At 68.8% G+C, this 13669-nt stretch carries 14 protein-coding genes; 10 read left to right on the forward strand and 4 right to left on the reverse strand.

Going from position 1 to position 13669, the window contains the following annotated elements; translation table 11 throughout:
* The first annotated feature begins 94 nt into the window (after positions 1-94).
* The 9 genes from F4560_RS00730 to F4560_RS00770 all read left to right on the forward strand — a co-directional run bounded on the left by F4560_RS00730 (position 95) and on the right by F4560_RS00770 (position 7931).
* Positions 95-574: a DUF2975 domain-containing protein gene (locus F4560_RS00730; RefSeq protein WP_184914768.1), complete on the forward strand. Its 480-nt coding sequence runs from the start codon at positions 95-97 to the stop codon at positions 572-574.
* The gene (locus tag F4560_RS00735) at positions 574-801 is read left to right on the forward strand and encodes a helix-turn-helix domain-containing protein (protein WP_184914770.1); all 228 of its coding nucleotides are present in this window, start codon (positions 574-576) and stop codon (positions 799-801) included. The genes F4560_RS00730 and F4560_RS00735 overlap by 1 nt, the downstream gene beginning before the upstream one ends.
* Positions 798-1730, forward strand: coding sequence for an ABC transporter ATP-binding protein (locus F4560_RS00740; protein WP_184914772.1), 933 nt, complete (start codon positions 798-800; stop codon positions 1728-1730). Before F4560_RS00735 ends, F4560_RS00740 begins: the two co-directional genes overlap by 4 nt.
* Positions 1727-2512 carry a hypothetical protein gene (locus F4560_RS00745; RefSeq protein ID WP_184914776.1) on the forward strand — a complete coding sequence of 262 codons (786 nt, stop codon included), beginning with the start codon at positions 1727-1729 and terminating at the stop codon, positions 2510-2512. The genes F4560_RS00740 and F4560_RS00745 overlap by 4 nt, the downstream gene beginning before the upstream one ends.
* 344 nt (positions 2513-2856) lie before the next feature.
* Positions 2857-3276: a YciI family protein gene (locus F4560_RS00750; protein ID WP_184914779.1), complete on the forward strand. Its 420-nt coding sequence runs from the start codon at positions 2857-2859 to the stop codon at positions 3274-3276.
* A 14-nt stretch (positions 3277-3290) separates the two neighbouring features.
* Positions 3291-4574, forward strand: a complete 1284-nt coding sequence (locus tag F4560_RS00755) for an RNA polymerase sigma factor (protein WP_184914782.1) — start codon at positions 3291-3293, stop codon at positions 4572-4574.
* Between the two features lie 61 nt (positions 4575-4635).
* Positions 4636-5895, forward strand: coding sequence for an MFS transporter (locus tag F4560_RS00760; RefSeq protein WP_184914785.1), 1260 nt, complete (start codon positions 4636-4638; stop codon positions 5893-5895).
* A 60-nt stretch (positions 5896-5955) separates the two neighbouring features.
* On the forward strand, positions 5956-6846 hold the full coding sequence (locus F4560_RS00765) for a helix-turn-helix domain-containing protein (protein ID WP_184914788.1): 891 nt from the start codon (positions 5956-5958) through the stop codon (positions 6844-6846).
* Positions 6847-6938: 92 nt separating this feature from the next.
* On the forward strand, positions 6939-7931 hold the full coding sequence (locus F4560_RS00770; protein WP_184914791.1) for a hypothetical protein: 993 nt from the start codon (positions 6939-6941) through the stop codon (positions 7929-7931).
* A 232-nt stretch (positions 7932-8163) separates the two neighbouring features.
* Here the strand turns inward: F4560_RS00770 and xynA are convergent, their stop codons facing one another.
* The 4 genes from xynA to F4560_RS00790 all read right to left on the reverse strand — a co-directional run bounded on the left by xynA (position 8164) and on the right by F4560_RS00790 (position 12763).
* Positions 8164-9075: an endo-1,4-beta-xylanase XynA gene (xynA, locus tag F4560_RS00775; RefSeq protein ID WP_281391863.1), complete on the reverse strand. Its 912-nt coding sequence runs from the start codon at positions 9073-9075 to the stop codon at positions 8164-8166.
* Between the two features lie 144 nt (positions 9076-9219).
* Positions 9220-11340 (reverse strand): CotH kinase family protein, encoded by a 2121-nt coding sequence (locus F4560_RS00780; protein ID WP_184914794.1) that lies wholly within the window; start codon positions 11338-11340, stop codon positions 9220-9222.
* Positions 11331-12161, reverse strand: a complete 831-nt coding sequence (locus tag F4560_RS00785) for a polyphosphate polymerase domain-containing protein (RefSeq protein ID WP_221483281.1) — start codon at positions 12159-12161, stop codon at positions 11331-11333. The genes F4560_RS00780 and F4560_RS00785 overlap by 10 nt, the downstream gene beginning before the upstream one ends.
* Positions 12158-12763, reverse strand: coding sequence for a DUF4956 domain-containing protein (locus F4560_RS00790; RefSeq protein ID WP_184914797.1), 606 nt, complete (start codon positions 12761-12763; stop codon positions 12158-12160). The genes F4560_RS00785 and F4560_RS00790 overlap by 4 nt, the downstream gene beginning before the upstream one ends.
* Positions 12764-13391: 628 nt before the next feature.
* Here F4560_RS00790 and F4560_RS00795 point away from each other — a divergent pair.
* Entirely contained in the window at positions 13392-13547 is a 156-nt protein-coding gene (locus tag F4560_RS00795) for a hypothetical protein (protein WP_184914800.1), read from the forward strand.
* The last annotated feature ends 122 nt before the right edge of the window (positions 13548-13669 follow it).

Consider the following 13669-nt stretch of genomic DNA (forward strand, 5'->3'; position numbering starts at 1 on the left):
CCGCTCTGTCACCGTTCGGTCACCCAAGCCAGATATGACCGTGGAACGACAGGTACCGATTGACATTCGATAGGCAACGAGCGAGACTCGATGCATGATCGCAGAGCGTTGGGCGGTAGCCCTGCTGAGGGTTTTCCTCGTGTTGTTGTTCGGGGTCCTGGTCGTGTTCCAGGTGATGTCCCTGCCGGGGCAGTTCGCGCACATGGCGCAGGAGTCGCCGGACATGGCCCACCTGAGGTGGCCGCTGACCGCCATCACGGTGTTCTGGGTGCTGTGCGTCCAGGTGGTCGTCGTGTCGACCTGGAGGTTGCTGACCCTGGTCAAGAACGACCAGATCTTCAGTGAGGCGTCCCTGAAGTGGGTGGACGCGATCGTGTGGGCCATCGCCGCCGCGTGGGTCGTGTTCGTGGGCGTGTTCCTCTGGGTCGGCTTCAACGCGGACGACCCCGGCGTGCCGCTCATGCTGTTCCTGATGCTGATCGGCCTCAGCGTGCTGGGGCTGCTGATGGTGGTGATGCGGGCGCTGCTGCGGCAGGCCACCACGCTGCGGGACGACATGGAATCGGTGATCTGATGCCGATCATCGTGCGCATCGACGTCGAGTTGGCCAAGCGCAAGATGAGCGTCGGCGAGTTCGCGGAACGCGTCGGGCTCACGCCGTCGAACGTGGCCGTGCTGAAGAACGGCCGGGCCAAGGCCGTCCGCTTCAGCACGCTGGAAGCCATGTGCCGGGTGCTCGAATGCCAGCCCGGCGACCTGCTGGAGTGGGTCGACGACGGCGACGAAGAAGGACAGCAGTGATCGAGGTGCGCGGCCTGACGAGACGCTACGGCGACGTCCTGGCCGTGGACGACCTGAGCTTCGACGTGGAACCGGGCAAGGTCACCGGGTTCCTCGGGCCGAACGGCGCCGGCAAGTCCACCAGCATGCGGATCATGCTCGGCCTCGACCGGCCCACCTCGGGGACGGCACTCGTGAACGGGCGTCCGTACGCGACGTTCACCGAACCGCTCCGGGAAGTCGGGGCGCTGCTCGACCCCGGCTCGGCACATCACGGCCGCACCGGACGCAGCCACCTCCGCGTGGCCGCCAGGTCCAACGGCATCCCCGCACGTCGGGTGGACGAGGTGATCGAACGCGTCGGGCTCGACCGCGCGGCCCGGCGTCGGATCAAGGGCTACTCGCTGGGCATGCGGCAGCGTCTCGGGATCGCGGCGGCGCTGATCGGCGACCCTGGCGTGCTGCTGTTCGACGAGCCGATCAACGGGCTGGACCTCGACGGCGTCCGGTGGATTCGCGGGCTGCTGCGCCAACTCGCCGACGAGGGACGCACCGTGCTGGTCTCCAGCCACCTGATGAGCGAGATGGAACAGGTCGCCGATCGCCTGGTCGTCATCGGTCGTGGCCGGTTGATCGCCGACGCCACGACGGAGCAGATCATGAGCGGGCTGGGGCACGTCCAGGTGCGGGTTCGCGGGCCGGAACCGGATCGGCTCCTCACGGCGCTCCGGGAGCACGGCTTCCAGGCTGAACGGGTCGACGCGCTCGAGGTGCAGGTCGAGGACAGCACCGCCGAGAAGGTGGGCGAGCTGGCCCATGCCCTGCACATCCCGCTGCACCACCTGTCCGAGGTGCGCCAGTCCCTTGAGGATGCCTACATGGAGTTGACCAACAACAGCGTCGAGTACCACGGGCGTGAACTGGTGGGGACGACGGAGGTGGCGCGGTGACGGCCGGGGTTGCTCCGGGGGTCTCCGTCGGCCGGGTGTTCGCCCGTTCGTGCGCCGCCGAGTGGACGCGACTGTGGACGGTCAAGGCGACGTGGTGGTTCCTGGCCGCGGCGGCCGTGACGATGGTCGGGGTCGGTGTCATCGCGGGCTTGGAGGCTGGTTCGGATCCCGTTCCGCCGCAGGGTGCGTCGGCGTGGCTGGCGGCGTCCGTGGCGGGTATGCCGGTGCAGTTCGCCCTGCTGGCGCTCACCCTGATCGCGGTGACGTCCGACTACTCGACCGGCGGGATCATCCCGGCCCTCCAGTGGACGCCTCGACGCAGCGTCTTCTTCCTCGCGCGCATGACCGTGACGGTGGGAACGGTGACGAGTGTCGGCGTGCTGCTCGCGGTGGCGTCCACGTGCACGGCGTTCGTCGCGGCTCATCCGGTGCTCGACGTTCCGTTGGACGACGGGTTGGACGTGCTCGGCAATGTCGCTTTCGTCTTCGCGGCCGGGTCGGCGTTCGCGATCGGGCTCGGCTTCCTGCTGCGCAACATCGCCGGGGGCCTCGTCACGGCGTTCCTGCTGATGCTGGTGCTGCCGCTGATGCTGCCGAACTTCGGGTACGAGTGGATGTCCGCGGTCGCCGACCTCCTGCCCGGGTCGGGCGCGGCGTTCCTGCTGATCGGGGAGGTGCCGGGGATGACGCGGACGTCCTCGGTGGTCACCATGCTGTGCTGGGCGGGCGGCGCCCTCCTGTTCGGCTGGCTCCGCTTGGCACGCGACGACGCAAACCCCTGACCCAAACCCCGTGAGTCCTACGTTCAGAACGCGTGAGTCGTACCTTCAGAACGACCGTGTCCTACGTTCAGAACGCCTGAATTCAACGCTCAGGACGGTGGGCGGCGTCCTGAACGTTGAACTCGGGGGTCCGGAACGTAGGACATGGTCGTTCTGAACGTAGGACTCACGCGACGCGAACGTAGGACTCGCGCGTTTGTGAAAGCGAACGGTGGGGCTGTCGTGCGGCGGTGGAGGTTGGGGGAGAAAATTTTGGCTGCCGTGTCGATCCGCGGCTCCCACCGTTCGACCTAGGGGTGAGAGGGTCCGAGCGGGACCCGGACAGACCCAGGAGAGACTGAGCCATGAAGTACATGCTGATCATGCGTGCGACCGACGAGGCCTACAAGAACATGGGCGAGATCGACTTCAACGAGATGTTGGAGACGGTCGGCAAGTTCAACGACGAGCTGATCCGGGCCGGTGTGCTGGTCGCCGCGGAAGGCCTCGCCGAGGCGGAGGAAGGCGTGGTCGTCGACTACTCGTCCGAGCCGCCCGTGGTCACCGACGGCCCGTACGGCGAGACAAAAGAGCTGTTCAACGGGTTCTACATCCTCAACGTGACGTCGAAGGAAGAGGCCGTCGAGTGGGCGAAGCGGTCGCCGATCAGCGGTCCGGGCTTCAAGACCGAGATCCGCCGGGTCGCCTCGATCGACGAGTTCCCGCAGGACAACGAGTGGGTCCAGAAGGAGCGGGCCTGGCGCGAAGCCACCGGCCAGCTCTGAGCGGACCGACCGGAATGCCCGCACCCACCGATCGCGCCGCCCGTGACGCCGTCGCCGCCGTGTGGCGGATCGAGTCGGCACGGATCGTCGGCGCCCTCGCGCGGTACACCGGCGACTTCGCGCTGGCCGAGGACATCGCCCAGGAGGCGTTGGCCGAGGCACTCGTGAGCTGGCCGCGTGACGGCGCGCCACGCAACCCCGCCGGGTGGCTGCTCACCGTCGGGAAGCGCCGTGCGATCGACGTGTTCCGCCGGCATTCCGCCCTGGACGAGAAGTACGCCGTCCTCGCCCGTGACCTGGGTGAGGGCGGCGCCTTCTCGGGCAGCACGTCCGAGCAGGCCGAAGACGTGCTGTGGGACCCGGACCAGATCGACGACGACGTGCTCGCGCTGATGTTCACCTCCTGCCACCCCGTGCTGTCACGGGAGGCGAGGGTGGCGCTGACGTTGCGCGTGGTCGGGGGTCTGACCAGCGACGAGATCGCCAAGGCGTTCCTCATCCCGCCCGCCACCGTGCAGGCCCGGATCACCAGGGCCAAGAAGACGCTCGGTGCGGCGCGGGTGCCGTTCGAGGTGCCGCCGGCCGAGGAACGGCGCAAGCGGCTCGGCTCGGTGCTCAACGTGATCTACGTGATCTTCACCGAGGGGTCCACGGCGAGTTTCGGCGGTGACCTGATCCGGCTGGACCTGGCCAGCGAGGCACAGCGCCTGGCACGGGTGCTGGCGCGGCTGATGCCGGACGAGCCCGAGGTCCACGGCCTGCTGGCGTTGCTCGAACTGACCGCGGCCCGCTTCCCCGCCCGCACCGGGCCGGACGGCGAGCCCGTGCTGCTGGACCACCAGGACCGCCGCCGCTGGGACCGTGCCGCGATCCGCCGTGGACGGGCCGCCCTCGCCCGTGCGGAGCAGGTCGGCCGCGGTCTGGGCGCGTACGGCTTGCAGGCGGCCATCGCCGAGTGCCATGCCGTCGCACCGTCCGTCGAGGCGACGAACTGGGACCGCGTCGTGCTCATCTACGAGGCGCTGGGTCGGCTCGCGCCGTCGCCGGTGGTCGACCTCAACCGGGCGGTGGCCGTGTCCATGGCGAAGGGACCGGCCGCCGCGCTGTCGATCGTGGACGACCTGGTGGCGGCGGAGACCCTGGCCCACTCGTACCTCCTGCCGAGCGTCCGCGGTGAACTCCTCATCCGCCTGGGACGTGCGGAGGAGGCGCGCACGGAGCTGGAACGCGCCGTGCGGCTGTGCGGCAACGAGCGTGAACGCCTGGTGCTGGAACGCAAACTCGCCGACCTCGCCTAGATCGTCATTTTCCCTATGTTGGAGAGCCGGGGGACCTTCCCCGGTGATCCGAGGGGGATTGATGGGCGACACCGGAACGGCTCCGGAGGCGGCGGTCGGTCGTGGCAAGTGGCGCGACGCGGGGGAGTTGCTGGCCGACCGGCGGTTCCGGCGCTTCTTCCTGGGCTACGCCACATCGCTCATCGGGTCGTCCATGGCTCCGGTGGCGATGGCGTTCGCCGTGCTGGACACCGGCGCTTCGGCGACCGCCCTCGGCCTGGTGTTCACGGCGGGTGTCGTGCCGTCGATCGTGTTGCTGCTCGCGGGTGGGGTGCTCGCGGACCGGGTCTCGCGGCGGACCGTGATGGTGGTGGCGGACATCGTGTGCGCCGCCGCCCAGTTCGTGTTCGCCGCGCTCATCTTCACCGGCACGGCGGAGCTGTGGTCGATGATGCTGCTGGCGGCCGTGCGGGGTGGCGCGGCGGCGTTCTACCAGCCTGCCATGGCCGCCATGCCACCCGATCTGGTCAAGCCGGACCGGTTGCAGCGGGCCAACTCGTTCCTCGCGCTGGCGAAGGCGATCCCCGACGTGGCGGGTCCTGCCGTCGCCGGTGTGCTGGTGGTGCTGGGCGGTTCCGGCGTGGTCCTCGTGGTGGACGGGGTGAGCTACCTGCTGAGCGCGGTGTTCCTGGCCGGTGTCCGGGTTCCGCGGCGGGTGGTGCCGGCTCGGGCGTCGGTCGTGCGCGACTTGCGGGAGGGCTGGACGGAGTTCCGTTCCCGTAGGTGGGTGTGGACCGGTGTCGTGCAGTTCGCGTTGTGGAACATGGCCGTGGTGGCGCCGTTCATGGTGTTGGGGCCGGTGATCGCGCGCAATGAGCTGGGCGGTGCGTGGGCGTGGGGCACGATCGCGGCGGCGCAGGGTGCGGGGGCTGTTCTGGCGGGCGTCGTGCTGCTGCGGGTGCGGGTACGCCGACCGTTGGTGACCATCGTCGTGGTCCAGTTGAGCTGGGTGTTGCTGCTGGGCTTCCTGGCGTTGCGGCTCTCCCTGCCGGTGGTGGCCGTGGCGGCGTTCGCCGTGGGCATCGGCTCCGGCGTGTTCATCGCCCTCTGGCGCACCACCGAGCAGACCCTGATCCCGCGCGACGTGCTCTCACGGGTCACCTCCTACGAACTGCTCGGCGCGTACGCGCTGGGACCGGTGGGCCTCGCGGTAGTGGGCCCGGTCTCCGACGCGCTCGGCATCGCCCCGGTCCTCTGGTTCGGCGTCGCCTGGCAACTCCTCAGCAGCGCCGCCATCCTCCTACTCCCCGAAGTCCGCTCAATCCGCCTCGACCGGTCCTGACGTCCTGGGTGACACCCGCAGGGTGTGGCTAGGGCGGCGGGGGTGGTTGAGACTATGGCCATGGACGCGAAACGCCGGCTCGGGGAGTTCCTGCAGGCCCGTCGTTCGCAGTTGCGGCCGGAGGACGTGGGGCTGGTCGACCACGGTGATCGGCGGCGGGTGGCCGGGTTGCGGCGGGAGGAGTTGGCGATGTTGGCCGGCGTGAGTGCCTCCTACTACTCCCGGTTGGAGCAGGGGCAGTCGTCGAACGCGTCCAGCGAGGTGTTGGACGCGGTGGCTCGGGCGTTGCGGTTGGACGAGGCTGAACGTCGTCACCTGCACGAACTGGCGGCGGGAAGTCGGCGGAAGCCGGTTGGACGGCGGCCGGCGGTCGAGCGGGTGACGCCTGCCGTCCGGCAGCTGTTGGCGATGATCGGCGACGCGCCCGCACTGGTGCTGGGACGTCGTAGCGATGTGTTGGCGTGGAACAGCGCCGGCCACGCCCTGTTCGCCGGACACCTCGACCCGGCCGCACCGGACCAGCCCGAGCAGCGGCCGAACATGGCGCGGCTGGTGTTCCTGGACGAGCACACCCGCGAGCTGTACGCCGACTGGCCGACCAAGGCGAGGGCCGTGGTCGGGGCGTTGCGGCTGGCGTCCGGGCAACACGTGGACGATCCCGCGCTGGCTTCGCTGGTCGGCGATCTGTCCGTGCGGAGCCGGGAATTCGCGTCCCTGTGGGCCGACCACCGCGTCAAGTCAAGCGGTGACGCGGTGTACGAGATGCGGCACCCGCTGGTCGGCTCGCTCACCGTCACGCAGCAGAGCCTGCGTACCGAGAATGACCAGCACATCGTCGTCGGAACCACCGTGGTCGGGTCGCCCTCGCACGCGGCCATGACCCTGCTCGCGCACAGTCTCGATCCACAGCGGACTGCCGAGCCGGCGCGCGAACCATCGTCGCGCGAATAGCGGTTCCAACGCTTTTCTGAATAACGACCTGACCCACCTTGCGTGGGGCGGACGGTCGTGCGCGCCCGAAAACACATGAGAATGGGAAAAGAATGCGCAGAAAGGCCATCATCACCGTGATCCTGACCGCCGGAATGGCAGTCACGCTCGCCGCCGCACCAGCGTCGGCCGTCGGCGCGGGTCCGCAGGCCGCGATGACGCAGTCGCGGCCGGTCGAGGCCACTCACGTGGTGCGATCGCGGATCGCGAACCACTTCGACGTGCTGGCAGGGCAGCTGCCGGAGAACGTCGCCCTCGCACCGGACGGCACGGCTTACGTCACGTTCGCGGGGGCACGCCAGGTCGCCGCGGTCATCCCCGGCGGCGCCACCCGGATCCTCGCCACCCTGCCCGCACCGGCCGACGGCGGCGTGAACACCCCGGTGTTGAAGTTCGCCCTCACCACGGGGATCGTGCGCACCGCCGACGGGACGCTGTACTTCCTCTACGCCAGCGGTGACGCCGGGTCCACCGGGCTTTACCGGCTCCGTCCCGGCGGCGCACCGCAGCGCATCGCCGCGTTGCCCGCAGACGGCCTGCCCAACGGGCTCGCCCTCGACGAGCGCACGGGAACGTTCTACGTCACCGATTCCGTGCTCGGCACGATCATGACCGTGCCGCTGCGCGGTGGCACGGCGGCGGTCTGGTCATCGGCGCCGGAACTCGCGGCCACCGGTTTCCTCGGCGCCAACGGCGTGCAGGTGCGCCACGGCGCGGTGTGGGCCACGAACCTGGACCAGGGCACCCTGCTGCGCATCCCGGCGCGGCACGGACGTCCCGGCCGGGTCGAGGTCCGCGCCACCGGTCTCGTCGGCATCGACGACTTCGCCTTCTTCGGTGACGACGTGCTGGCCGCGCTCAACGGGCCGAACCAGGTGGCGCGCATCGCCCCCGACGGCACCTCCACCACGCTGCTCGACGCCGCCGACGGCTTGCAGAACCCCACGTCGGTGGCCGTGCGCGACAACACCGCGTACGTGTTCAGCGCCGCCTACACCACCGCCACCGACCCGAACCTGTTGCTGGCAAAGCTGTCCTGCCGTTAACCGGTCATAGGGATCCCGGCCCGGACGACACCCGTCCGGGCCGGCGTCCTCGGCGGGTGGTGCTGGATCGATTCGACCGTAGCCCCGGCCGGGTCCGGACGGCGTCTGCCGGACAGCGCAACGAAGTCGTGCCCCCTGCGGCACCGCGGGGACGGTGGCCGTCAGGGGGCACGAGCCGTGTCACCACGGCATTCCGGTGTGTCCTCCGGAGGTCAGATCGGATCGGGTCGGATCAGCCGGCGGCGCAGGACACGGACGGCCAGTTCCAGTTGCCGTTCGCCTGGATCGTCACACCCCAGTTGTTCCCGCTGCCGTTGGGTTTCGCGGTCAGCACCTGCGCGCTCGGGTAGCTCGCGCTGACGTTCCAGGTGGCGAGGACCTTCGCCGGCGACGGCACGTTCATCGTCACCGTCCAGTTGCTCGAACCGCTGACCGCGACGTTGAGGTTGTACCGGTCGCTCCACCGGTCACCGGCGGAAAGGGTCGCGGTGCAGCCGCCGCCACCGGTGGGAGGCGGCGTGGTCGTGGTGCCGCCGACCGTGATGTTGGAATTGCCGCTGCTCTGGTAACCCTCGGTCGCCATGATCATGTAATCGTGCGAGCCGAGGTTCATCCCATTACGGGCCCACGCGTCGAAGTGGTTTCCGGACGTGATGGTGCCGCCCGTCCGCTTCGACTGCCGAACGCTCCAGTACTGGTCGAAAGTCCGGGTGCCCTCGATGGAAGGCTGGTTCACCCGCGTCGTCTTGTAGATGTCGTACGTGCCGCCGTCCGAGGTGACCGTGCCCTTGTAAGTCCCGGTAGGCCGGTAAGTGCCCCAGTTGTCGACGATGTAGTACTCGACGAGCGGGCCCCTGGTCCAGCCGTAAAGGGTGAGGTACGCGTTCCCGGACGGGTTGAAGCTGCCCGAGTAGCTCACCGCCCGCCGTCCGCCGGTGCTCCAGCCCTTGCCCGCGACGAAGTTGCCGGTGTTGCGCCACGAGGTGCTGTAGTTGCCGCCGGAACCCAGCTCCATCGAGACGGTGCCGGAGCTGTCGGTCCAGAACGAGTAGAAGTAGCCGTTGTTGGTGCCGGTTTGGTTGGAGGTCACCGCGGCGTAGGCGTTGGGCGCTCCGAATACGACGAGCATGAATGTGATCGCCATCAGCGGGATCATTCTCCCGCGTCTGATGTTGACCGACATCGGCGAGTTCCTTCCGGTGCAGGGGTTTTGCCGCACGTGCGCTATCGACGTGAAATAGAATCAAGCCGGTCGCCGGAACATGTCAACAGTTTGCGAAACTTGTCGTCAATTCCCGACACAGGTGAGCACCGGCTTGCCGGGCGTCCCGGTGGACGTCCCGAGGAACCCGAACGTGGTCGTGGCCCCGGCCGCCACCGTGCCGTTGTGGGAGACGTTGCGGGCCGTGGCCACCGTTCCCTGGGTGGTGACGGTCGCGTTCCACGCCTGGCTGATCGCCTCCCCGGAGCCGAGGGTCCAGGACACGGTCCAGTTGCTGATCGCCGACGTGCCCGCGGTGACGCGGACTTCACCCTGGAACCCGCCCGGCCACTGGTTGACCACCGTGTACGTCGCGCTGCACCGCGCCCCGCCGGGAGTGGTGGTGGAAGTCGAAGTCGAAGTCGAAGTCGAAGTCGACGTGGATGTCGATGTGGAGGTGGAGGTCGGCGTGGTGGTGGACGTGGGTGTCGTGGCGCCGCCCCAGCCCGACGCCGAGTCCAGCCACGCCGAGCGGCGCTGCATCCAGTCCCGCATGAACTGCACCTGACCTTGCCACGTGGGCGCGGTCGGCGTGTTGAAGAAGCCGATCATCGCGGTGGAGAGGTTGGGCCAGCGCTGGAAGTTGCGCTGCGCGGCGTTGGCCAGCGGTCTGGTGAGGGTGTCGATCCGGCTCTGCACGGCGGAATCGGCGAACAGGCCGCGGCGCAGCGACTGCCAGCGCGACTTGAGCTGGTTCACGAACGCCGGGTCACGGAGGAGCTGGGCGTACCAGTCGTTCGCCGACGGCTGCCGGGTCTGCAAGTGCTGCCAGCCCGCGGTCTGGTCGTTCTGGAAGTACCCGCCCACACCGAACGTGAGGTCGAAGTCCCACAGCGGACCGGCGAAGATCTTGGCGTCCCGGTCCTTGTAGAAGTGCGCGCTGCGGAGGTACGCGTCCATGCCGCGGCTCAGCTCGTTGATGATCATGTGGTCGATGAACGACGGCACGTCGATGTACTTCTGGTAGCCGTTGACCGGATCGGCGAAGTTCGGCGCGCGCAAAGCGTTGTGGAACTCTTGGATGTGGTTGCGCAACCAATCGCGCTGCGCGGGCTGGAGCGGGTCCGGGTCGGCCACTTCGAGGTAGTTCCAGCACGTGTTCGTCGGCCCCGTGCAGGCCAGCGTCGGCTCCTCGGCGGCCATCCACTCGAACTTGAAGATGTACCCGCCCGAGATCCGGGGCAGCGTCGTGTCGTCGGCGTTCAGCTTCTTGAGGTCGAGCCGGTCCTTGTCGTTCTTGATCGTCTCGACGAGCATGTAGACGCCCATGTAGTCGTTGGCGGCCACGGGACTCGCGTCGGTGTTGACGTAGAGCTCCGTGAACGCGTACCGCGGCGCCTTGAGGCCCATCTCCCGGCCGAGGTCGTAGATGAAGGCTTCCCGGATCAACGACTTGTCGGTGAACGGTCCGCGCAGCACCCAGTCGGACTCGGCGGGCATGCCGAGCACCGGGTAGGAGGCGTCATCGTTGTCGTTGTCCCACAGTTCGACGCGGTAGGGCGTCTTCTCGAACGAGGCCGAGGACTGGCCGCGCAGCTTGAACCCGGCGCGGGTGGCGATCGTGGGCGTCCCGGCCAGCGACGTCGTCCCGCCCGCGCTCGGCTGGAAGATCATCGCGGTGGCGTGGAAGTACTCACGGGCGGGCTTCCCCGCGCCGTACGAGTCGATCAGGGTCACCGGCAGGTCGTGCGCCGTGGTGACGTTCTGGGCGGCGTACATGGCGGTTCCGGGCCGTCCGGACGCCGTTCCGCCGACGAACGCCTGCGCCCGTAGCTGCGTGCTGCGGGTGAACTGCAACGGTGAGCCTTGGTAGAGCGTCGACTGCCCGTTGGGCAGTTGACCGTTGGTGGTGTAGCGGATCTGGGCGCCGGCGATCGCGGTGCTCAGCGACACCGACACCTGCCCCTGGAAGGTCCGGCTCGGAACGGAGAAGACGATGTCGCCGACCAGGTCCTCGGCCGAGGCGGCGGCGGTGATGGCGTCGGCGGCTGCCGTGCTCGCGTTCCGCGTGGCGGGGGAGGGCGCGGGTTCCGGTTCGGCGCCGGCCGATAACGGGATGAGCAATCCGGCGAGGAGCACGGCGGCGACCGCGAGTCCCGTGGTGCCGTGGGTAGCCGCGGCGCCGTTGCTGCGGTTGGTCAAACGCACGATGCCTCCTGTTCGGGTCGGTGGGACATGGTCGGTGTCGGGTCGACCGACGACGCGACGCCGCGGAAGTGGCGACGCAGCGTCCGTCGCCACGGCACGTCGGGCAGGTCGTGCCGGAGCGCGGCCAGACCGGTGGCGTACTTGGAGATGCGGGCCGGCCGCAGCCCTCGTTGCCACAACATCCGGTCGACCGGTGTGGCGGCTGAGGCGGTCTTCGTCTCGACCACGGCCAGGTGGGGCAGGCGCAACGTCGAATCCGCGTCCCGCCAGGACAGCTCGGTGTCGATGGTGACCCGGCTCAGCGTCCCCGGGAGCAGCAGGGTGGCCCGGTGGTAGTCGGTCACCAGGACCGGGTCGAGCGAACTCGCCGTCTCCGGGCCGATCGACTCGCGGCCGAGCGCCTCGTCGACGAAGTCGCGTCCGGGGTGGACGGTGCCGCAGTCCCGGGAGTGGTACGGCAGCCGGTGCTTGGTGATGCTCCCGCGCGCGCCGCTGATCTTGACCTCCAGCCAGCACTCGCCGGAGTCCAGGTAGGTGCGGGTGCGCACCTTGAACCGGCGGCGGCGTCGGTACGCCGCGCAGTAGTAGCTGGCCAACCGGGGCGTGTCGAAGTACACCGACTCGTAGCGGAACGTGCGTTCACCGTCGATGTCCAACGCCTTGGCGTACGGCGAGAGCTGGTCGAGCAGACGCGGCAACGCCTCCGTGGGCACGAGGTACTTGCGGTCCACCCTGGTCTGCAACGCGGCGCGGTCGACCAGTTCGGCGAGCCCGACGGGCGCCAGCCGGGCCAGCGCGCGCGTGATCGGCATCGTGGTCATCGGCGCGCTCCCGTGTGGGTGGGCACGCCGGCTTTGGCGGAGGTCAGGCCGCGTGCGGTGATCGCGTACCGGACGTCGACCACAGTGGTCTCGTTGACCAGGTCGAGCCGCTGGACGTTGACGGCGTGCACCCTGGCGTGCAGCAGCTGTTCCAGGTGCGCGACGAGTGCCACGTGGTCGGTCATCGCCGTGTCGAGCACCAGGATCTGGTGCCGGTAGTGGCGGAACAGCCGCCGGTGGTCGCCCAGGAACATCACCAGGACGATGAGTGCCATCAGGCCCGCGTTGAGCCAGACCGCGGTGGTGCCCAGCGCGCCGAGGAGACCGAGGGCGAGGGCGGAGAAGTAGTACGCGACCTCGTGCTGGTCCAGTTCCGTCGAGCGCAGTCGGATGATGGACAGCACGCCGAACAGCGCCATCCCGAGTCCCAGCCCCGCGCCGACGTTGCTGGCGCTCAGCGCGCTGGCGACGGCGAGGACGCCGATGTTGACCCCGAGGTAGGCGACGACCAGGTCGCGGCGGCGATGTCGGGGGAAGTAGAGCCCGAACACGAGCAGTGCCACTGCGCAGATGTCGATCGCGAACAGGACGAGTTGAGACATCTCGTTCGTTCCTCCTGAGCCGGTGCCGGTGTCGGCTGGGCACCGCCCGCTCCATGGCGGGGGTCGCAGGACGGTCGCCGAAACTTTCGTACATTAGGGTAAACTTTCGGGAACTACTGCGAAACGATAGGGGGACCAGCAGTGTCGCGTCAATGAACTTCAGGTGTGTGACTGTGGGCCAAAAGGAGCAATTCTCGCTGGTAAAGCGCGAGTTGTTGCCACTCTCGCCGTCATCCGGGTGAAAGCGCGGAGCACGCCAAGTCGCCATCTGTCCTGGGTGTAGGCGTTCGAAACTTTCGAAGCGGTGCGACGTGGGTCGGTCACAGGTCGTCAGCAACGGGCGTCGGGGGCGGTGACCAGAGGTGTCAGGCGTTCACCGGACAGTGGTGGAGCGCCCGCACCCCTAACCTGAAGATCGATGGCGGTGACGTCCTGGTGCTTGTCGCCGGAGGGGTCGGCAAACACCGGATCCGCACACCGAGAGGGGCCACACGGCGCCGGGGTGCGCCAGTTCCGGATCGCGTTGCGGGGTGCCAACCGCGGGAGTGGTCCGGATGGCGGAATCCTCGGCCCGCAGACCCGGCCGGTTGAGCGCGTGGGGGGCTCAGCCGGCCGGCCCGGACTGCAGTTGCGCACGGCGATCGAACGCGATGTGCCGGAGTCGCACGTAATAACCCTGTCCACTGTGGACTCGGAGGGCCGGCCGACGTCCCGCGCGTGGCACGTGCGGCTGCGGTACGAGCGCGGTGACGACGGGTGGACCAAGGCCCGGCTGTGGCCGTGACGGCGCCGTCGTACGGTCGGCACGGACGGTGACCGGGGGCCTACTCTGAAATTTCGAGGCGATCGAGCATGGCGCTGGAGCGGTCCGCGCGGTAGAAATAGCCAACCGTTGCTCCCATGTCC

The organism is Saccharothrix ecbatanensis (assembly GCF_014205015.1).
In the GTDB taxonomy this organism is placed as follows: Bacteria; Actinomycetota; Actinomycetes; order Mycobacteriales; family Pseudonocardiaceae; genus Actinosynnema; species Actinosynnema ecbatanense.

Excerpts from the sequence above, each read along its gene's own strand:
- F4560_RS00730 (WP_184914768.1), top strand. The coding sequence starts at position 95 with ATGATCGCAGAGCGTTGGGCGGTAGCCCTGCTGAGGGTTTTCCTCGTG.
- F4560_RS00735 (WP_184914770.1), top strand. The coding sequence starts at position 574 with ATGCCGATCATCGTGCGCATCGACGTCGAGTTGGCCAAGCGCAAGATG.
- F4560_RS00750 (WP_184914779.1), top strand. The coding sequence starts at position 2,857 with ATGAAGTACATGCTGATCATGCGTGCGACCGACGAGGCCTACAAGAAC.
- F4560_RS00755 (WP_184914782.1), top strand. The coding sequence starts at position 3,291 with ATGCCCGCACCCACCGATCGCGCCGCCCGTGACGCCGTCGCCGCCGTG.
- F4560_RS00760 (WP_184914785.1), top strand. The coding sequence starts at position 4,636 with ATGGGCGACACCGGAACGGCTCCGGAGGCGGCGGTCGGTCGTGGCAAG.
- F4560_RS00765 (WP_184914788.1), top strand. The coding sequence starts at position 5,956 with ATGGACGCGAAACGCCGGCTCGGGGAGTTCCTGCAGGCCCGTCGTTCG.
- F4560_RS00770 (WP_184914791.1), top strand. The coding sequence starts at position 6,939 with ATGCGCAGAAAGGCCATCATCACCGTGATCCTGACCGCCGGAATGGCA.
- xynA (WP_281391863.1), bottom strand. The coding sequence starts at position 9,075 with ATGGCGATCACATTCATGCTCGTCGTATTCGGAGCGCCCAACGCCTAC.
- F4560_RS00785 (WP_221483281.1), bottom strand. The coding sequence starts at position 12,161 with ATGACCACGATGCCGATCACGCGCGCGCTGGCCCGGCTGGCGCCCGTC.
- F4560_RS00790 (WP_184914797.1), bottom strand. The coding sequence starts at position 12,763 with ATGTCTCAACTCGTCCTGTTCGCGATCGACATCTGCGCAGTGGCACTG.